Origin of the sequence: Collimonas antrihumi (genome assembly GCF_018304965.1) — a bacterium.
Lineage (GTDB): Bacteria > Pseudomonadota > Gammaproteobacteria > Burkholderiales > Burkholderiaceae_D > Collimonas > Collimonas antrihumi.
In genome coordinates this window covers 442,727-461,759 of sequence record NZ_JAGQED010000001.1, presented here as the reverse complement: position 1 = coordinate 461,759, position 19,033 = coordinate 442,727, and the positions used below count along the sequence as shown (strand labels likewise).

21 protein-coding genes and 1 tRNA gene are annotated in these 19,033 nt (G+C 56.9%); 9 read left to right on the top strand and 13 right to left on the bottom strand.

The genetic code is table 11. The annotated features are described in order from the left end of the window. Nucleotides 1-105: 105 nt before the first annotated feature. The 5 genes from KHU29_RS02080 to KHU29_RS02060 all read left to right on the top strand — a co-directional run bounded on the left by KHU29_RS02080 (nucleotide 106) and on the right by KHU29_RS02060 (nucleotide 3,520). Nucleotides 106-1,011, top strand: a complete 906-nt coding sequence (locus KHU29_RS02080) for a LysR family transcriptional regulator (RefSeq protein ID WP_211451015.1) — start codon at nucleotides 106-108, stop codon at nucleotides 1,009-1,011. A gap of 352 nt (nucleotides 1,012-1,363) precedes the next feature. Next, nucleotides 1,364-2,092: a TerC family protein gene (locus KHU29_RS02075; protein WP_425514436.1), complete on the top strand. Its 729-nt coding sequence runs from the start codon at nucleotides 1,364-1,366 to the stop codon at nucleotides 2,090-2,092. Between the two features lie 194 nt (nucleotides 2,093-2,286). Beyond that, the gene (locus KHU29_RS02070) at nucleotides 2,287-2,610 is read left to right on the top strand and encodes an ArsR/SmtB family transcription factor (RefSeq protein WP_211451014.1); all 324 of its coding nucleotides are present in this window, start codon (nucleotides 2,287-2,289) and stop codon (nucleotides 2,608-2,610) included. Further along, nucleotides 2,607-3,017 (top strand): SRPBCC family protein, encoded by a 411-nt coding sequence (locus tag KHU29_RS02065; protein ID WP_211451013.1) that lies wholly within the window; start codon nucleotides 2,607-2,609, stop codon nucleotides 3,015-3,017. Before KHU29_RS02070 ends, KHU29_RS02065 begins: the two co-directional genes overlap by 4 nt. A 116-nt stretch (nucleotides 3,018-3,133) precedes the next feature. Continuing rightward, complete coding sequence (locus KHU29_RS02060; RefSeq protein ID WP_211451012.1) at nucleotides 3,134-3,520, top strand: DUF1801 domain-containing protein; 387 nt, start codon at nucleotides 3,134-3,136, stop codon at nucleotides 3,518-3,520. A 50-nt stretch (nucleotides 3,521-3,570) separates the two neighbouring features. Here KHU29_RS02060 and fghA read toward each other — a convergent pair whose 3' ends face one another. The 4 genes from fghA to alr form a co-directional block, all read right to left on the bottom strand. Beyond that, nucleotides 3,571-4,428: an S-formylglutathione hydrolase gene (gene fghA, locus KHU29_RS02055; protein ID WP_281416056.1), complete on the bottom strand. Its 858-nt coding sequence runs from the start codon at nucleotides 4,426-4,428 to the stop codon at nucleotides 3,571-3,573. Further along, the gene (locus KHU29_RS02050) at nucleotides 4,425-5,531 is read right to left on the bottom strand and encodes an S-(hydroxymethyl)glutathione dehydrogenase/class III alcohol dehydrogenase (RefSeq protein WP_211451010.1); all 1,107 of its coding nucleotides are present in this window, start codon (nucleotides 5,529-5,531) and stop codon (nucleotides 4,425-4,427) included. Before KHU29_RS02050 ends, fghA begins: the two co-directional genes overlap by 4 nt. Before the next feature lie 70 nt (nucleotides 5,532-5,601). Beyond that, on the bottom strand, nucleotides 5,602-6,972 hold the full coding sequence (gene radA, locus KHU29_RS02045) for a DNA repair protein RadA (protein WP_211451009.1): 1,371 nt from the start codon (nucleotides 6,970-6,972) through the stop codon (nucleotides 5,602-5,604). Nucleotides 6,973-7,044: 72 nt separating this feature from the next. Further along, nucleotides 7,045-8,121, bottom strand: coding sequence for an alanine racemase (alr, locus tag KHU29_RS02040; protein ID WP_211451008.1), 1,077 nt, complete (start codon nucleotides 8,119-8,121; stop codon nucleotides 7,045-7,047). 203 nt (nucleotides 8,122-8,324) lie between these two features. On the opposite strand from alr, the gene lplT reads away from it, so the two are divergent. Beyond that, nucleotides 8,325-9,587 (top strand): lysophospholipid transporter LplT, encoded by a 1,263-nt coding sequence (gene lplT, locus KHU29_RS02035; protein ID WP_211451007.1) that lies wholly within the window; start codon nucleotides 8,325-8,327, stop codon nucleotides 9,585-9,587. An 86-nt stretch (nucleotides 9,588-9,673) separates the two neighbouring features. Here lplT and KHU29_RS02030 read toward each other — a convergent pair whose 3' ends face one another. Genes KHU29_RS02030 through tsaB form a run of 4 tightly spaced genes read right to left on the bottom strand, consistent with a single transcriptional unit; the run spans nucleotide 9,674 to nucleotide 12,717 of the window. Continuing rightward, complete coding sequence (locus KHU29_RS02030; protein ID WP_246541344.1) at nucleotides 9,674-10,654, bottom strand: DUF1853 family protein; 981 nt, start codon at nucleotides 10,652-10,654, stop codon at nucleotides 9,674-9,676. Then, nucleotides 10,647-11,534: a uracil-DNA glycosylase gene (locus KHU29_RS02025; RefSeq protein ID WP_211451005.1), complete on the bottom strand. Its 888-nt coding sequence runs from the start codon at nucleotides 11,532-11,534 to the stop codon at nucleotides 10,647-10,649. Before KHU29_RS02025 ends, KHU29_RS02030 begins: the two co-directional genes overlap by 8 nt. Further along, nucleotides 11,531-12,016 (bottom strand): ribosomal protein S18-alanine N-acetyltransferase, encoded by a 486-nt coding sequence (rimI, locus tag KHU29_RS02020; protein ID WP_211451004.1) that lies wholly within the window; start codon nucleotides 12,014-12,016, stop codon nucleotides 11,531-11,533. Before rimI ends, KHU29_RS02025 begins: the two co-directional genes overlap by 4 nt. Further along, nucleotides 12,013-12,717 carry a tRNA (adenosine(37)-N6)-threonylcarbamoyltransferase complex dimerization subunit type 1 TsaB gene (gene tsaB / locus KHU29_RS02015; protein ID WP_211451003.1) on the bottom strand — a complete coding sequence of 235 codons (705 nt, stop codon included), beginning with the start codon at nucleotides 12,715-12,717 and terminating at the stop codon, nucleotides 12,013-12,015. The genes rimI and tsaB overlap by 4 nt, the downstream gene beginning before the upstream one ends. Before the next feature lie 187 nt (nucleotides 12,718-12,904). Between tsaB and KHU29_RS02010 the strand changes: the two genes are divergently transcribed. Next, nucleotides 12,905-13,327 (top strand): thioredoxin family protein, encoded by a 423-nt coding sequence (locus KHU29_RS02010; protein ID WP_211451002.1) that lies wholly within the window; start codon nucleotides 12,905-12,907, stop codon nucleotides 13,325-13,327. Nucleotides 13,328-13,422: 95 nt separating this feature from the next. On the opposite strand, the gene KHU29_RS02005 is transcribed toward KHU29_RS02010, so the two are convergent. From KHU29_RS02005 to KHU29_RS01995, 3 genes are read right to left on the bottom strand one after another with little or no spacing between them, the layout of a single operon-like run. After that, complete coding sequence (locus KHU29_RS02005) at nucleotides 13,423-14,337, bottom strand: LysR family transcriptional regulator (RefSeq protein WP_211451001.1); 915 nt, start codon at nucleotides 14,335-14,337, stop codon at nucleotides 13,423-13,425. A gap of 24 nt (nucleotides 14,338-14,361) precedes the next feature. Then, nucleotides 14,362-14,700, bottom strand: coding sequence for a chemotaxis protein (locus KHU29_RS02000; protein ID WP_211451000.1), 339 nt, complete (start codon nucleotides 14,698-14,700; stop codon nucleotides 14,362-14,364). Nucleotides 14,701-14,729: 29 nt separating this feature from the next. Continuing rightward, nucleotides 14,730-15,479, bottom strand: coding sequence for an ABC transporter ATP-binding protein (locus tag KHU29_RS01995; RefSeq protein ID WP_211450999.1), 750 nt, complete (start codon nucleotides 15,477-15,479; stop codon nucleotides 14,730-14,732). Between KHU29_RS01995 and KHU29_RS01990 the strand changes: the two genes are divergently transcribed. Continuing rightward, complete coding sequence (locus tag KHU29_RS01990) at nucleotides 15,478-16,170, top strand: arylesterase (RefSeq protein WP_211450998.1); 693 nt, start codon at nucleotides 15,478-15,480, stop codon at nucleotides 16,168-16,170. The two genes, KHU29_RS01995 and KHU29_RS01990, sit on opposite strands and share 2 nt — an antisense overlap. Before the next feature lie 208 nt (nucleotides 16,171-16,378). Further along, nucleotides 16,379-16,801 carry a VOC family protein gene (locus KHU29_RS01985; RefSeq protein ID WP_211450997.1) on the top strand — a complete coding sequence of 141 codons (423 nt, stop codon included), beginning with the start codon at nucleotides 16,379-16,381 and terminating at the stop codon, nucleotides 16,799-16,801. 108 nt (nucleotides 16,802-16,909) lie between these two features. On the opposite strand, the gene KHU29_RS01980 is transcribed toward KHU29_RS01985, so the two are convergent. After that, nucleotides 16,910-18,841 (bottom strand): SurA N-terminal domain-containing protein, encoded by a 1,932-nt coding sequence (locus KHU29_RS01980; RefSeq protein ID WP_211450996.1) that lies wholly within the window; start codon nucleotides 18,839-18,841, stop codon nucleotides 16,910-16,912. A gap of 89 nt (nucleotides 18,842-18,930) precedes the next feature. Next, nucleotides 18,931-19,007 (bottom strand) — tRNA-Asp (locus tag KHU29_RS01975). Nucleotides 19,008-19,033 lie beyond the last annotated feature (26 nt).

Genomic DNA, 19,033 nt, shown 5'->3' with positions numbered 1-19,033 from the left:
ACTAAATCATCATAGGTCGAACGATTTATCATTTGATCTATGCGTTTTAGTCACAAGTGAGCATATCACAGCGCTGACTTCCAACAAACTCAAAGCCGCGGCGTTATGGATCAATTCAAGCAGATTTCCACCTTTGTCGAGGTGGCAGCCAAAGGCAGCCTGTCCGCGGCAGCACGCGCCGAAGGGATCGCCCCGGCCATGATAGGGCGGCGGCTGGATGCATTAGAAGAACGCCTCGGCGTGAAACTTTTGCAACGCACCACGCGCAAAATCGCACTGACCAATGAGGGCGAAGCCTTCCTGGAGGATTGCCAGCGCATCTTGTCCGACCTGGACAATGCAGAATCGGCGGTCTCGGAGCGCAGCGCCCATGCCAGCGGTCACCTTCTGATTTCCGCTCCGGCCGGTTTCGGACGGCAGCATGTGGCGCCGCTGATGCCCTCCTTCCTTACCGAACATCGCGACGTCACCCTCACCCTGAACCTGAACGACCGCGTGGTCGATCTGATCGGCGAAGGGATCGACGTCGCGATCCGCATCGCATCGCTGTCTGACTCGTCGCTGATCGGCGCCAAGCTAGCGGATAACAAGCGGATCGTGGTGGCGTCGCCGGCCTATATCAAACGTCACGGCAAACCGCACACTGTCGACGATCTGCAAAAACATAATTGCCTGGCGATCAGCAGCGAAGGCAGCCAGCGCGGTTGGAGTTTCCGGCAAAACGGCAAGATCGTCACCGTCAAGGTCGCCGGCAACATGGTCTGCAACGACGGCCAGGTTCTGCATGACTGGGCGCTGGCCGGCAAAGGACTGGCGTGGCGCTCGATGTGGGAAGTCGGCAGCGAGATCGAATCCGGTAAATTGGTCACGGTGTTGGACGAATTTGCCGCGCCGGGCAACGATATCTACGCGGTTTTCGCGCAACGGCGTCATCTGCCGCTGCGGATCAGGGTATTTGTCGATTTCCTGCGGCGCGCCTATGCCCAGCCCGAATATTGGCGCCACGGCTAAACCTGTTTCTAAGTTGTTCCTTCTAAAGTTGTTCATCCACTTTTTTCCTTGCTGATGTACAATACCGCCCAGTTGTACGGCATTCTGCGTGCAGCACCCTCTCAAAGGGGAGTAGCTCCTGAACATTGGCCCGGCAAAGTAATCGCTGTCCGATGTTCTGCAAGGTAGTCGTCATCACGGAACAGGCACAACGCCTGCACCCGGTTACCTTGGCAGCAACGCTGTTGAGCAAGACCTTTGTCGGCATGGATTCCATGCGGGCAATGTGTCGCATAATTTTTCTAAATTAGCTCCTCACCAGTCCCGTTGTTATCCATGCATGAGGTTATTTGCTAACCCTGTTGGAGACTTTATGGATTTTTCTGGTGTACTTTCAATGCTGGGCATGGCCGACTGGAACGCCGGCGCATTCTTCGGCGCATTGCTGGCTATCATCGTCATCGACCTGGTGCTGGCCGGCGACAATGCTATCGTGATTGCGATGGCGGCCCGCAACCTGCCTGACCATCTGCGCCGCAAAGCAATTATCTGGGGCACCGCTGGCGCAGTCGTCATGCGGGTGCTGATGACTATCGGCGTCGTGTGGCTGCTGCAAATACCCGGCCTGTTGCTGGTTGGCGGCATCGCCCTGCTCTGGATCGCCTACCGTTTGCTGACGCAGTCGGATGACGGCGAAGCGCATGGGGTGCAAGCCACTACCATGGCGGCCGCACTGAAAACCATCATCATCGCCGATACCGTCATGGGCATCGACAATGTATTGGGCGTGGCCGGTGCTGCCAAAGGCAGCATGGCCCTGGTGATCATTGGATTGCTGATTTCGGTGCCGATCATGGTTTGGGGTTCGACCCTGGCGCTCAAACTGATCGAGCGGTTCCCGGCCACGATCTTTATCGGTGCGGCAATCCTGGTGTATACCGCAATGCACATGATCGTCACGGAACCGGTAGCAAAGCCATTGTGGGATAGCGTCCCCGGGTTGAGCTATGCGGTCTACGTAATTGGCTTTTTGGTGGTGCTGGGCGGTGGCTGGCTGGTTTCCAGACGACGTGGCGCAGAAAAAATCGCTGAATCAAACTAAAAATCCCGCCTGACCGCTAATCACCCCTTCATGTCAACAGCATGAGGGGGTGATTTAGTTTCCTTTGGCACAACTGCGAACTTCCGCTGTTTCCTTGCGCCCCAAGTAATGTCTCCGCCTCCTGTACGGTTTTCTGGATCGAAGGCACGAAGATTGGGGTTGACTACCCATAACCATCCGGTTATGCTTTTCAAATGCAAACCTTCGCGAACGACATTTTCAAGGCCCTTGCCGACCCGACACGTCGGGCGATCTTTGAGCGCCTGGCCCGCGACGGGGAGCAGACCGTACGCGCATTGACTGATCACGCCGGCGTGTCGCAGCCGGCAGTGTCCAAGCACTTGCGCGTTCTAAAGCAGGCGAAGTTGGTGAACGACAGGCACGAGGGACGGGAGACGCATTACAGCGCCCAACCGCAAGCTCTTGCGCCTATACACGATTGGATGAGCCTCTATGGCGCCTTCTGGAACGAACGGTTCGATCAACTCGAATCACTTTTGAAAAGGATGGACCAATGATCAATACTGCAACCGAAACGCTTTCCGTCGTTGTCGAACGGGAGATACCTTTTCCATCGGAAAAGATCTGGCGCGCGCTCACGCAACCACACCTGATCGAGGAATGGCTGATGAAGAGCGATTTCAAGCCTGCCGCAGACCACCGTTTCAATTTTCGCGCGGACTGGGGCGTTGTCGACTGCCAGGTCCTGGCAATCGAGCCGGATAAAACGCTGTCTTACACATGGGCTGCCTATGGTCTCGAGAGTGTCGTTACCTGGACCCTCACCCCTACGAGTACGGGGACCCACCTGCGCATGGAGCAGTCGGGCTTCCGGCCGGATCAGCAGCAGGCCTATCAGGGCGCCAAGGTCGGGTGGCCGCAGTTCTTTGCCGCGCTGGAGAAGGTGTTGGTGCGGACTGACTGAAGTCGCCGTCACAATAACGGACGCCGGCCTCATGCAGGCTGGCGCGGACAATTGGCGATTGCTACCTTCCGGTACCTTCGCAAGATAGAAAAACCGTCGAATGAGGTGCAAACAATATGAAAAAGAGCGCAACGACCAATGACGAATCCCCTTCCCGGCTGATCGACGCCAGGATCAAGGAGCTGGACGACTGGCGAGGCAAGACACTCTCCCGCGTCCGGGCTCTCATCAAACAAGCCGCCCCTGAGGTGGTCGAAGAGTGGAAGTGGAGAGGCGTTCCGGTTTGGTATCACGATGGCATGATCTGCACCGGAGAGACGTACAAGAGCGTGGTGAAGGTGACTTTTGCCAAGGGCGCTTCGCTCAAGGATCCTTCGGGACTATTCAACTCCAGCCTGGAAGGCAACACCAGGCGCGCTATCGATTTCCATGAGGACGATGACATAGACGAGGATGCCTTCAAGGCGCTCATACACGCCGCTGCAGTCCTGAACGCTTCATAGGCCCAATATCGATAGTCGAAAGTCGATAATCAGGCGCAGATTGTTTTGACTCAAGACATCTGGTTTGCCATCAATATCCGTTGGTGAAAAGCCAGATGGTCTTCCATCAAAGTCGAAATGAAGTAATAGCCGTGGTCATAGGCTGCGTGACGACGCAGCGTCAGTTTCTGCCCTGCCTGCAGACACGCCGTTTCAAACTGCTCCGGCAATAATTGCTCGGCCAGGAATTTATCCCCCAAGCCCTGATCGATCAGGATCTCTTGCGGGAACGGCTGTTGCAGCCGCAGCATCAGCTGCGTCGCATCATAATCGTGCCAACTGGCCTGATCAGCTCCCAGGTAATTGCTAAACGCCTTTTGTCCCCACGGACAATTGCTTGGCGCCGCAATCGGCGCAAACGCCGACACCGAACGAAACACATCCGGATTGCGCAGCGCCAGCACCAGTGCGCCATGACCGCCCATCGAATGACCAAAGATACCGATGTTGCCGGGTTGCGCCGGAAACTCTTGCACGATGGTTTGCCGTAACTCATGCAATATGTAAGAGTACATCCGGAAATGCGTGGCCCACGGCGCTTGCGTCGCATCCAGGTAAAAGCCGGCGCCATTGCCGAAATCCCAGCTGGCGTCAACACCGGCGATCCCGGTATCGCGCGGACTGGTATCGGGCGTCACCAGCATGATGCCGTGCTGCGCCGCGTAACGCTGGGCGCCGGCCTTGATCATGAAAGTCTCTTCGGTGCTTGTCAGGCCGGCCAGGAAAAACAGCACCGGCACCGGCGCCAACCTGGCTTGCGGCGGCTGGAACACGGAAAACCGCATTGGCAAACCGATCTCGGCCGATGCATGCCGGTAAAATCCCTGCGTGCCGCCGAAGCAGGCATGTTCGCTGATCAGTTCCATCAGTAGATCACCACCGAACGTATCGATTCACCGCTCTTCATCAAATCGAAACCTTCATTGATGCGTTCCAGCGGCAGGCGATGGGTAATCAAGTCATCGATATTCAGCTTGCCGTCCATGTACCAGTCGACAATTTTTGGAACGTCGGTGCGGCCACGGGCGCCGCCGAATGCCGAGCCTTTCCAGACGCGGCCGGTCACCAGCTGAAACGGCCGGGTGCTGATTTCCTGGCCTGCGGCAGCAACGCCGATCACGATCGATTGTCCCCAGCCTTTGTGGCAGCATTCCAGCGCCTGGCGCATGGTGGTGACGTTGCCGATGCATTCGAAACTGTAATCGGCGCCGCCATCGGTCAGTTGCACGATGGCGTCGACCACGTTCTCTACTTGCGTCGGATTGATGAAATGCGTCATGCCGAATTTGCGCGCCATCTCCTGACGGGCCGGATTGATATCAACCCCGATGATCTTGTTGGCGCCGACCATGCGCGCCGCCTGGATCACGTTCAAGCCGATGCCGCCCAGCCCGAACACCACCACGTTGGCGCCCGCTTCCACCTTGGCGGTAAACAGTACCGCGCCGACGCCGGTAGTGACGCCGCAACCGATATAACAAACCTTGTCGAATGGCGCATCTTCACGGATCTTGGCCAGGGCGATTTCCGGCACCACGATGTAGTTGGAAAAAGTCGAGGTTCCCATGTAATGGAAAATCGGCTTGCCGTCGATCGAAAAGCGGCTGGTGGCGTCCGGCATCAAGCCGCGCCCCTGGGTCGAACGGATCGACTGGCACAGATTGGTTTTTTGCGACAGGCAGAATTTGCATTCGCGGCATTCGGGCGTGTAGAGCGGAATGACGTGATCGTCCTTCTTCAGGCTTTTGACGCCCGGGCCGACATCCACCACGATGCCGGCGCCCTCATGGCCCAGGATCGATGGAAAAATGCCTTCCGGATCGGCGCCGGACAGTGTGTAGTAATCGGTATGGCAGATGCCGGTAGCCTTGATCTCGACCAGCACCTCACCGGCGCGCGGGCCGCCCAGTTCGACTTCTTCGATCGTCAGTGGCTGACCGGCTTTCCATGCGATAGCTGCTTTGGTTTTCATGTTGATGACCTTTATCTGGCTGTATTTAGCTTAATGTATGTACACGAATGCATTGAGACAAATTTACTGATTATTCAGCGTCGCGTATCTTGCTCAAAGCGTCATCGATGCGCTCGACGCCAATCACTTTCAAACCTTCGATCTCTTGTTTCGGCATATTCGCCTTGGGAATCATTGCGATCGAGAAGCCCAGCTTGGCGGCCTCACGCAAACGTTCCTGGCCGCGCGGCGCCGGCCGGATTTCACCCGCCAGGCCAACCTCGCCGAACACCACAAGCCCACGCGGCAACGGCCGGTTGCGCATCGACGAATTGATCGCCAGCAGCACCGCCAGGTCGGCGGCCGGCTCGGTAATCTTGACGCCGCCAACCGCGTTGATGAATACATCCTGGTCAAACGCCGCAATGCCGGCATGACGATGCAACACGGCCAGCAACATCGCCAGCCGATTCTGCTCCAGGCCAACCGACAGCCGGCGCGCATTCGGCACGTGCGAGGCATCGACCAGCGCCTGGATTTCCACCAGCAGCGGCCGCGTGCCTTCCTGCGTCACCATCACGCAGGAACCCGGCACCTGGTTGTCATGCTGCGACAAGAACAGCGCCGACGGATTGGAGACTCCCTTCAGGCCTTTTTCCGTCATTGCAAAAACGCCAAGCTCGTTGACCGCGCCGAAGCGATTCTTGAATGCCCGCACCAGGCGGAAGCTGGAATGGGTATCGCCTTCGAAGTACAACACCGTATCGACAATATGCTCCAGCACGCGCGGCCCTGCCAAAGCGCCTTCCTTGGTCACGTGGCCGACCATGATGATGGTGATGCCCGATTGTTTTGCAACCCGCGTCAGCTGCGCCGCGCATTCGCGCACCTGCGCCACCGAGCCGGGAGCCGAGCTGAGGGCATCGGAATAAACGGTCTGGATCGAATCGATGACCGCCACTTCGGGTTTATGCTCCACCAACGTGTTAAGAATTTTTTCCAGCTGGATTTCAGCCTGCAGCTTGAGATCCTTGGCATCCACCGCCAGCCGCTTGGCGCGCAAGGCGATTTGCGCGCCGGATTCTTCGCCGCTGACGTACAGCACACTCTTTATTTTGGACAGATTGGCCAACGCCTGCAACAGCAATGTCGATTTGCCGATGCCCGGATCACCGCCGATCAGCACTACCCCGCCGGCCACCAATCCACCGCCGAGCACCCTGTCGAATTCCTCGATGCCGGTGCCGAAGCGCGGCACGTCGATGGCTTCGATGTCGGCCAGGGTCATCACCGGCGCCGTCTGCGCCAGGCCTTGGTGCTGATTTGAAAAACGGTTGCCGACCGCTTCCACAATGGTTTCCACCAGTGTGTTCCATTGTCCGCACGACGGGCACTGGCCGGTCCATTTGTTGGCAACGCCGCCGCATTCGGTGCAGGTGTAATTGGTTTTAGGTTTGGCCATTCGTTTCTATAGTCGTATTTATAGTCATATTGTTGGTGGGATTATTATTGATGTCTGCGACTTGCCGCAGCGTCACAAGTCCACCACTGTAACCCGTGTAGCCAATGCGCACATCAACTCATACCCGATCGTCCCGGCCGCGTGCGCCACCTCATCGATCGGCAAGCCCTTGCCCCACAAGGTCACCGCGCTGCCGACCGCGGCGCCCGGCACATTGGTCAGGTCGACCGAAAACATGTCCATCGACACTCGTCCCACCGTAGCAGTGCGCATACCGTCAACCAATACCGGGGTGCCGTTCGGCGCATGCCGTGGGTAGCCGTCGGCATAACCGCAGGCGACTACACCTATGACCATCGGTGCGGCCGCAACAAAACGGCTACCGTAACCGATAGCCTCTCCGGCGCCGATGCGCTGGATGCCGATAATCTTGCTGGTAAGCGTCATCGCCGGCTTCAGGCCGAACTGTTCGGCGCTGGCGCCGCCCGGCGTGGCGCCATATAACATGATGCCAGGCCGCACCCAATCGGATTTCAGCTCGGGATGCATCAGGTCTGCGGCAGAGTTGGCGACGCTGCGTTCTTCGCTCAGCCCCGAGATACCTTGCTCGAATTGCTGCGCTTGTTGCTGCAATGGCAAACCTGGATTCAACGGCTCGTCGGCATTCGCGAAATGCGTCATCAATGTAATCTTGCCCACTGCCGGGTTCGCTCGCAAACGCTGGTAGGCGGAACGATAGGCTTCCGGTTTGAAACCGAGCCGGTTCATGCCGCTGTTCATTTTCAGATGGATATCGAACGGTCCGTTCAGTCCGGCCCGTTCTAGCCAGACAATCTGTTCGATGCAATGGACGGCGAAGTCGAGCCGGGCCCGGACCACGGTCTCAAGATCGGCGGCGTCGAAGATGCCTTCCAGCAGCAGGATCGGTTTTTGCCACCCCAACTCACGTAGACGCAGTGCATTTTCCGGCTCAATCAACGCCAACCCGTCCGCTTCCGCAAAACCGCGCATGCCGCGCTCCAAGCCATGGCCGTAGGCATTGGCCTTGACCACTGCCCAGATCTTCGCGTCGGGAGCATGCGATTTGGCAATAAGCAGGTTATGCTGCAGCGCGGAAATATCTATAGTGGCAACTAGGGGTCTTGGCATGGGTGGGAAATAGGCAGAATTTGCGCGGTGCGTTGAAGCGTCCATTTTACCGGATGCGCCGTCGATGATGAATTGGCAATCACTATAATTCCGTCGAAATTTCACAGAACGTTTTGTCTTTGGCATGTCTCATAATCACGAATCGGTCATATTTTCATGGTATAAAGCAGGCCGGGGACACATTGTTACATTCTGGGATGCGGATGAATCGCGGTTTTTACACCATCATGGCGGCGCAGTTTTTTTCTTCGCTGGCCGATAACGCACTGTTCATAGCGGCTATCGCCGTACTGGCAGAAATGTCCTCGCCGGACTGGATGACACCGCTTCTGAAATTGTTTTTTGTCTTGTCTTATGTGCTGTTGGCAGCTTTTGTCGGCGCTTTCGCCGATTCACTGCCAAAAGGCCGGGTGATGCTCATCACCAACATGATCAAGATTTTCGGTTGCATGTTGATGTTCTTCGATGTCCATCCGTTGATCGCCTATGCAATTGTCGGGTTCGGTGCGGCGGCTTATTCGCCCGCCAAATATGGCATCCTGACCGAATTGTTGCCACCGGAAAAGCTGGTAGCGGCGAATGGCTGGATTGAAGGTTTGACCATGGCCTCGATCATCTTCGGCACGGTTCTGGGCGGCGCTTTGGTCAGCCCTCATATCACTGCAATCTTGCTGCAATGGCACATCCCGATTCTTAACCTGAATCTGAATACGCCCACCCATGCAGCGCTCACTGTGATCGGCATGCTGTACATCGTCGCCACGCTTTTCAATCTGAAGATTCCTGACACCGGCGCCCGCTACCCGCACCAGCAACACAGGCCCAGCAAGCTCATCGTTGATTTTGCCAATTGCTGTTCAATCCTGTGGAAAGACAAGCTCGGCCAGATTTCGCTGGCAGTCACCACCCTGTTCTGGGGCGCCGGCGCAACGCTGCAATTCATCGTGCTGAAATGGGCTGAAAAATCGCTCGGCATGCCGCTCGACAAAGCGGCCATACTGCAAGGCGTGGTGGCATTCGGCGTGGCCATCGGCGCTGGCGTTGCAGCGCGCATGATTCCCTTGAAAAAATCACTGACAGTGATGCCCATGGGGGTTGTGATGGGGCTGGTCGTCATGGCGATGACGGTAGTGCACTCGGTCTGGCTTGCCTATCCATTGCTGATTATTATTGGCGCATTGTCCGGCTACTTCGTCGTGCCGATGAATGCTCTTCTGCAACATCGCGGTCACGTGCTGATGAGCGCGGGCCATTCGATCGCCGTGCAAAACTTCAATGAAAACCTGTCGATACTGACCATGCTGGTGCTATACGCGTTGATGATCAAAATGGATCTTGACGTGAATATCGTGATCTTCCTGTTTGGCTCGTTTGTCGCCGGCATCATGATTTTGATCATGCGCAAGCATGCCGCGAATCAACGTGAGCACGATTCGCTGGCGTTGATTGGTGAAGTTAAGCACTGACTCAAACGCTGAGTCAAACACTGAGTCAAACATTAAGCGGACATTAGAACGGCCGGATAAATCTATCCGGCGTTCGGTTCAGGCCGTTACTCCGCCTTACCTATAGTCAGATGACGTTGGGCTGCAGCCCTTCCCGCCCAGTCATCCGGCACCACAAAACCTCTGTCGATTTCCAGGCCGTAGCCGCCTTCGGGGCGTAAGGTCGCCAGCAATACCGGCGCAGCGTCGCCGGCGAAATGCGCCGACAAGGCCAACCGTGCATCCGCCGGGCTTAGCGCATGCTCAAGCACCATTTTTGCCGGCGCCAGCCAGCGCTGGCGCGGCAATATCTGATACATGGCTGACGGATCCAGCGGCAAGGCTGACAGGCCGCACCAGTAGCCACGGCAAGCGTTGGCGGATACCCCAAGCACTGCAGGTAGGTGCAAATGCGCATCGGGATAAAACAACCAGCCTTTTATCAACGCCTGAGCTGAAGTGACCGGCTCGCTCAGATGGATCTGGGCGGCAGGATGTTGCGATAAAACCAGTTGGCGCTGCAAAATCTTTTGCATTTTCGCGCCCAGCGAGTCGGCCAGGTTCGGACCCAGAAAATCGTCCGGCTGCAGGCTCCTGCCACTGGTTTCCAGCAAATAAAACTTGGTCGCGAACTCCCAGTGGACCAGGCCGCCATTGAGCTGCAACAAAAAATCGAATTCGCCTATGGTGTCGTTCTTGCTGGCCCGGACTTGCACGCTATGCGCCACCAGCATCTGCCGTTGTTCAAAGTAGAACGCCAGCAGTTTTTCTGCGTATAGTCCCAGACGGGTCGACGGCAGGCTGCCTATGTAGAGATGCAATGCTTGCAGCTTTTCCGGGATCTGCTCCAGTTCGGTCAGCCACGCGGCCAGATCGGCGTCAGCGTAACTGGCGATCTTTCCTTGCCACTGCGCAGCCCGGGGATCGAGCAAATCAGGCGCATCCAGCAACCAGGCCAACGCCCGGACATGCGGATCTGACAGATGATTCCAGCGCTGGTGAAACTGTTCCTGGCATGCGCCGACATGCGCTGCAGAAAGGTCACTCATCGACGTTGGCATAGGTACTCATGGCCAGGCACAAATCGCTCCAGACTTTACCTTTGTCGGCGAGCTGGCGCAGCAGATAAGCCGGATGGTAAGTCACCACTAAAGGACGATCGGCGTAACGATGCACGGTGCCGCGCAGTTTCGAGACCGGTGTCGCCGGATCGAGTCCGAGTAAAGACAAGGCCGCCGTCTTGCCCAAGGCGACCAGGATGGTTGGCTGGATCAGTTCGATCTGGCGTTGCAGATACGGCAGGCAAGCCGCCACCTCATCGGCTGCAGGCGGGCGGTCGCGGCCGGTGCCATCGGTTGGGCGGCATTTGACGATATTGGCGATGTAAGCATTTTCGCCGCGCTTCAAGCCCATCGCCAGCAGGATATTATCGAGCAATTTACCGGCCGGACCGACGAACGGCTCACCCTGGATATCCTCGTTGCGTCCCGGGCCTTCGCCGATAAACAGCCACTTCGCCTTGTTGTCCCCAACCCCGAACACGGTATTTTTACGCCCGTGGCAAAGCCCGCAAGCAGTGCATCCGGCTACGGCCTTTTGCAATTGCTGCCAATCCATTGCGGCGGGTGAAATGGTGGTGGCTACGGCCGCCACGGTCACTACCGGTGACGACACCGGCGCATCGTCATCGCCCCAGGCCGAGGTAACGACGCTATTCAGCGGCTCCGGCACGGTCGGCGCCTGGACTATCTCTTCAGTCTCGACCTGCGATTCTGCAACAGGAATTTCAACTGCCGGCGCGAACGCCTGCTGTGGCGTCACATCCACATCGATCAGCTCTGCGTCGGGCAAACCGTCATCGCGCCGGAGCCAAAGCGGGCCGAGGCCGATCTCGTCGAGAAAAACGCTGCGCCTGCTCACCTCGCTCATAATGCCAACCTCATCACTATGGCTTCTTCGCGCTTGTCGCCAGCCGCCGGATAATAGTCCCGGCGACGGCCGATCTCGACAAAACCATAGCGCTGATAGATAACAATCGCGCGCGTATTCGAGGGCCGCACTTCCAGTAATATCGATTGCATCTTCTGCTGATGCGCCAGGAGACAGACTTTATCAAGCAGCAACTTGCCGATGCCGCGCCCATGCATATCGCCATGCACGCTGATATTCAGCAGATGCGCCTCATCCAGCGCCTGCATCACGAAAAAATAACCCAACAGGACCTGGGCGGCGTCCCGCAAGACCCAGCATTGATAACCGCTCTGGATCGAATCGATAAAATTGCCGCGGGTCCAGGGATGGGAATACACGGTCTTTTCGATCGCCACCACCTCATCCAGATCTTCGACGCGCATCGCGGCAAATGACAGCGGCCGCAGCAAATCGGGCGTTGACTGTACATTCGCACTCATGGATTCACCTTGGCGGCGCGTTCGGCAGTGGTAAGCGCCACTTTGTTACGCAAATACAAGGGTTGCGCTTCGACCGCGCTTAAACCTTGCCCCTGAGCCAGTGCAGCGCTGCCCAGCTGAGCGATCTGGCGTGCATTCGGCATCACGGCCGGCAAGCCGCCGGCGGCGAACGGCGCCGTCGCAAATGCTTCCGCATAGGCCGCCAAGCCATTACCGCAAGCTTGCACCACGCCATTTTCTGTGGCCAAGGGCGACACCTGCTCCGGCGCCGATAAAGTCGGCTCGACGATCACTTGCCAGAGATTATCGGTAAAACGGTATTGCGCCCAATAGACCTCGCCCATGCGCGCGTCCAGTATCGCCAGTACTTCGCCGGCGCCGTTGAGGTCGCGGCAAGCTTGCGCCATGGCGGCCAGCGTCACCACTGGCAACACTGGCAAATCGGCGCCGAACGCCAGCCCTTGCACGATGCCGCAGGCAGTACGCACGCCGGTGAACGAGCCTGGGCCGACGCCGAATGCCAGCGCATCGCATTGCGCCAGGCTGATGCCAGCCTCGGCCAGCAAGCTTTGCACCATTGGGAGAATGGCAAGAGAATGGGTTTGCACGCCCGCCGATTCGCGGGTGATCACCTGGCCGTCGCGCAATAAGGCGGCGGAGGCCAGTTCGGTAGATGTTTCGATGGCAAGAATGGTCTGCATGGGCCGTATTTTACCGCGCCGGACGCAGCTTCGGCTGTACTCTGCGTGATTGGCAGAGGCCAAATCGGCGCTTAATCGGTACAAACGCGCTACAAACGCAGCCCCCAACGCATCACAAACGCCCGGACAGGCTCCAAACCACGGGTATTCGAGCAGAATTTCGCGCTCTCGCTGTAAAATATCGCGAATGCTGATCCTGACTCTCAACAACGACAACCACCAAGAACTTGCCGCCACCCTGTGCAACGACGGCTGGGTAGTTGCTTGTCTGTGCGCGGCCTGGTGCGGCAGCTGCCGGGAGTATTTCGCGAACTTCACGGCGCTGGCGCAACGCCACCCGCAAGCACAATTCACCTGGATAGATATAGAGGACCAGGCCGACCTGATCGGCGACCTTGATGTCGACAATTTCCCCACCCTGCTGATACAGCGCGGTGACGTTGTGGCTTTTCTGGCGCCGGTGGAAATGGATTTGCGCCTGGCAGAAAGAATCCTGCTGGCGCAAATGGAAAAAAGCGCGGCAGAGCTGGAGGCCGAAGCTCAAAGCACTCCGGAGCGCCGCCATTGGCAGCAAGAAGGTAATTTATTGCGGCGGCTGACCGGCGTCTAGCCAGACCGAGATAATCGGAATGCGGGCTCGCGCAGCACCAGCACCGCATGTAGGTGTTGGAAGTTCACGCGTGGGCACGGGATGCCCACCCTATTTTAAGACGCCAGCCAGGGATCGCAATCCGGATGCGGAAATTGCGCCATCATGAAGTCGACAAAACTACGTACCTTGGCCGACAACAACCGTCGACTCGGATACACCAGATGCACCGCCACCTTGTTGATCTGATAGTCCGGCAGCACCCGCACCACGCGCCCCGCCACCATGTCATCGCCCAGCGTATAGGAACTGCGCATGGCGATTCCCATCCCCGCCAGCAGGCAGTGCCGCAGCAGGTCGGTATTGTTCGACATCACCTTGCTGGTGATAGGAACCACCGAGGTGCCTTGGGCGGACTGGAAAGTCCAGTGATGGCGCAAATGCTCCAGGGAGAAATTGAGGCAGGAATGCTGCGCCAGGTCCTCCGGTGTCTGCGGCACGCCATGCTCCGCAATATAGGCCGGCGAGGCGCATAACAATACCTCCGCAATGCCGAGTTGCCGCGCCACCATGCTGGCGTCGAATTTCTGGCTTACCGAAAAAACACCGACGTCAAAACCCTCTTCGATCAGATCGACGGTACGATCCGACAGCGTCACATCCAGCTGGACAGCGGGATACAGTTTGGAATAAAGGGGCAGCAAACGCGCCAGCTGGGTCTGGCCAAAGCCGATCTGCGAATAGATGTGCAGCGTACCCGCCGGATTGGTCGACAGCACCGAAGCCGCGGCTTCCGCTTCGTCGATTTCGTCCAGGATCTGCCGCACCCGTTCCAGGTAGGCCTGGCCCGGCTCGGTCAATGCCATGCGGCGCGTCGACCGATGCAGCAAGCGGATCCCGAGGTGGTTTTCCAGATCGGCAACCAGGCGCGTCACCACCGCATTCGACATATCCAGCACCTGGGCTGCAGCGACAAAACTGCCCTGCTCGACCACCTTCGCAAAAACCCGCATTGACTGCAAACGATCCATATTCTTCGTCCTATCTTATGCGCTTCACTTGCTCAACAAAGCCACCAAAGCAATCACCAGGGCCAGCACGCCGACGCCGAGCGCAAGCCCGCACAGGAGATTGGTGCGCCGTAGTTTGGCATCGACCCGTTGGGTTTCCTGTTCCAGCAGTGGCAGCGCGGTTTTCAACTGCTCGGCGAGCGCCTTGATGTCGCCGACATTCTGCAGCGATGCAACCTGCAGCTCGCTCACCTGTTGTTGCAGAATCTGAATCTGGCTCTCTTCCGTATTTCCTTTGCGACGGGTAAACACCGGCACCGCGACCGAAATAATATCGCTCACATACGGAAGCACCGCCTTTGTTACCGAAAGCCAAGCCGACATGTACTCCCCTCCAATTTTGTCTCTGGAACTTACTGAAATATCTGCGCATCCGCAGCGCTGGTATCGCCTGGCCGCAGCAGGCGGCCGGCGGCAATCGTGATGGTCTGGCGGCACTGCATGGCAATCGATGTGTCGTGCGTCACCAGAACCAAGGTTGAACCGCGTTCCTGGTTCAGATCGAACATCAGCTGAATCACCGCATCGCCGGTAGCGGCATCAAGGCTGCCGGTAGGCTCGTCGGCAAACAATAACGGTGGTTCGGTCACAAACGCGCGGGCCAATGCGACCCGCTGCTGCTCGCCGCCGGACAAATATTTCGGGTAATGTTGCAAGCGTGTCGCCAGGCCAACCCGCTCCAGCTTGGCTTGCGCTTTTTCCCTGGCGTCTCTGTCGCCCCGCAGTTCGAGCGGCAACATGACGTTTTCCAGTGCGCTCAAATGGCTCAGCAGCTGGAAAGACTGGAATACGAAGCCGAGCTTCTCTTTACGCAAACCTGCCCGCCCATCTTCATCCAGGGCAAAAATATCACTGCCGTCGATATGCACGGTGCCGGAGGAAGGCGTATCCAGCCCCGCCAGCAAGCCTAGCAAAGTCGACTTGCCGGAACCGGAGGCGCCGACAATTGCCAAGGTGGTGCCGCCCTGGACGTTAAAGTTGATATCATCGAGGATCAACAGCTCGCCGCTAGCGTCAGCAACACGTTTGGTCAAACGTTGCACGTCGATGGCCGGGGCTTTGGAAATTACCGTTGCAGAATTAACAGAAGAGGATTGATGCATGCAGATTATCGACTCCGGAATGGGGACAGGTTTACAGAATATGATCGGAGGCTCACGCAGCAAGGTCATTCGCTGCTTGCGGCTGGCGACCTTGTTGTTTGGCCTGCTCGCTCTAGTATGGGCGAACAATGCCTATTCTGCATCAAAATCGATACTCGTGTTAGGCGATAGCCTTTCGGCAGAGTATGGACTGGCACGCGGCAGCGGCTGGGTTGCCCTGTTGCAGCAACGCCTGAAAGCGGAAAAATTCGACAGCACCATCACCAACGCCAGCATCAGCGGCGAAACCAGCAGCGGTGGCAAGACGCGTTTGCCGGCACTCCTGCAGCAGCGGCCGGATATCGTCATCATCGAGCTCGGCGCTAACGACGCCTTGCGCGGTTTGCAACTGAGCGCAACCGAAAGCAATCTGCGGGCAATGATCAGCGCCGCGCAACAAGCCAAGGCAAAAGTCCTGCTGGTGGGTATGCGGATTCCACCGAATTATGGCAGAGACTACACCGAGAAATTCTTTTCGCTGTACGGGACACTGGCAAAACAAACCAAGGTGCCGCTGGTGCCGTTCCTGCTGGACGGCGTCGCCGATAAACCGGAGTTGTTTCAAGCAGATCGCATTCACCCTGTTGCCCAGGCACACCCGGTCATGTTGAACAACGTCTGGTCGGGATTAAAGCCGCTGCTGGCGAAATAGCGTTGTCCGGGTTCGCAGGAGTTCTCAGTCACTGTTGTCATACACTTGTTGCGCGTAATTTAATCGCCATTCTCAAAATTGGCTGTCATCCAGAAAAACCGTGATTACAGATGGGATTCCTCCTACATATTTACGGGACTGATTTTCTTAGAATGGGAATTCCGCAGCTATGCCATCGCACTGCCCACGATTTCAGAAAGGAATTACGATGAATCCACGTATCAAGGTAATCACACTAGCCGTTGGCGATTTGGACAAATCGCTCGCCTTTTATCGGGATGGTTTGGGTCTGCCGACGCAAGGGATCATCGGAACGGAGTTTGAGGACGGCGCCGTAGCCTTCTTCAATATGAATGACGATTTGATACTGGCTCTCTACCCAAGGATCTCGCTGGCCAAGGATGCAAAGATTCCGGTGAGTCCGTCCAGCCCATCAGAGTTTTCCATCGGACATATCGTCGGGTCCAAAAAGGAAGTTGACACTATCATGCAGCAGGCGGAGAGAGCCGGAGCACATATCACGGACCCCGCACACGACCGTTTTTGGGGAGGGTACGCTGGATACTTTCAGGACTTAGACGGTCACCTGTGGGAAATTGCCTGGAACCCCGCCTGGGAAGTCAAGGAATAGGGGGCAGTGACCCGGTACAAATAAATACAGAAAAAGCCCATCCAACTTGCGTTGAACGGGCTTTTTTCAATCCGACTTAATCAAATCGCTTTAGTCAATTTGGCCAAATCAGTTTTGCTTATCACCGCCATCAACCGGTGTAACTGCCTGTGGTTTCAAGATCTTGACCTTGGCTTTCCCTTTCAGCACATCCACATAAGCCTGCATTTCCTGTTGCGCCAGGACGCCAGTGATTTGCTGCTGCTCAGCGACGCGACGCGCCTGATCCTGGGCTGCCGGCTGACCGACCTTCGCGATGCGGTACAGCACATAACCCTGCTGCGGCAGCGTCACGCCGACATAGGCTGGCAATTTATTGACATTGGCCTTCATCAGCGCCTCGAACGCCACCGGATCGATACCTTGGCTCTTGGCGCGCGATACGGTTTGCGTTGCACCGAAACCGCTTGTGTTGTCTTGCGTCTTCAAAGCTGCCAGCTTTTCTTCGCCGGCTTTCTTGGCCAGCGCAGCTTCTTCGGTGCGGGTAACCTTGTCGCGGATAATCGCCTGGACTTCTTCAAACGAACGCTTCGTGACCGGCTTGTATTCAACCACATGGCCGGCGATAAACGTATTCGGCGCAACTTCGATCGCTTCGGTATTGTGCTTGTTCTTCAGGGACTCGTCCGCATACAGCGCCGTCAGGAATTTCTGGTTGTTGTATGGAACGTTAGCAGCAACGGCTGGATTCGGCTGACGGCCCAGATTCGCCGCCGACTGAATTTGCAGATGCAGCTTGTCAGCAACCGCCTTCAGGCTATCACCCTGTTCATACACTGTATTGCTGAAGGCTTCTGCCATTTCAGTAAATTTGCGCGCTGCCAGTTGTTTCTTGATGTCCGCGCCGATTTCCGCCTTGACCTCATCCAACGGCTTCACATGGGCCGCCTTGATGCCGGTCAGTTCGATAATGTGATAACCGAAATCGGATTGCACCAGATCGCTGATCTCGCCTTGCTTCAGCTTGCTGGCAGCATCGTCGAAAGGCTTGACCATCATGCCGCTGCCAAAATAACCGAGATCGCCGCCCATTTCAGCAGATGCGGTATCTTGCGAATTGGCCTTGGCTACCTTGGCGAAATCCGCCGGATTCTTGCGCACTTCCGCCAGCAAACTCTCAGCCTTGGCTTTGGCCGCAGCCCGTTCGGCAGCCGGCGCATCCTTTTTCACCGAGATCAGGATATGGCTGGCGCGACGCTCTTCCGGCGTTGTGTAACGGCTCAGGTTCTGATCGTAATAGGATTTGATATCGGCATCGCTAACCGTCACTTGCGCGGCAATCGCGGCACTGTCGAGCAGCACATAGTCGGCCTTGATTTGCTCCGGAAGCTCGAATTCCTTGGCGTTCCTGGTGTAATAGTCCTGCAGCATGGCGTCAGTGACTTTTACCTGCGCGGCATAGTCGGCAGTCTTGAACAGCAGTTCCTGCACATCACGTTCCTGATCATTGATATCAGACAAACGCGTGGCGACGGATTTAGGTGTAAACGCGGTTGTTTGCACCGCGCCGTTCAATTGCTGCATGGCCATGTCCTGACGCAGACGGGCTTCGTACATGGTCGGCGCCATCCCTTGTGCGGCCAGCAAAGCCTTGTATCGCTCATTATCGAACTTTCCATCCGCGCCCTGCAATGCCGGCACACTGAGAATAGCTTGTTGCAGACTTTGATCGGATACCGACAGGTGCTCACTGTTGACGGTCGCAGCCAACACACGTTGCGAGATCAGATTATCCAGTACGCCTTGCTTGGCTTCCGGCGTCTCAAGCATCTTCGGGTCGAAACGCTCGCCGAACGCCTGGCGCATGCTATCCATTTGCTGGCGCAAGGCAGCGTCCAGATCCTGCTGGCTGATCGGCTGGCCGGCGACTTTCGCCACCGTGTTGGCGCCCTCGCCAAAGCTGCTATAGCTTTGCAGCCCGACTAAAGCAAAAGAAGGGATGATCAACAGCAGCAACAGGAATTGCATCAAGCGCTGGTGGGTACGGACAAATTCAAACATGGTCGGCCAATCGAGATCAAGTAAGGCTGCAATACAAACCAGATGGACATAAGAAAAAAGGCGAACTCTCGTTCGCCTTTTTTGTATTTTGGCGGAGTGGACGGGACTCGAACCCGCGACCCCCGGCGTGACAGGCCGGTATTCTAACCAGCTGAACTACCACTCCTAAACTGCTTGCAAATCATATACAAC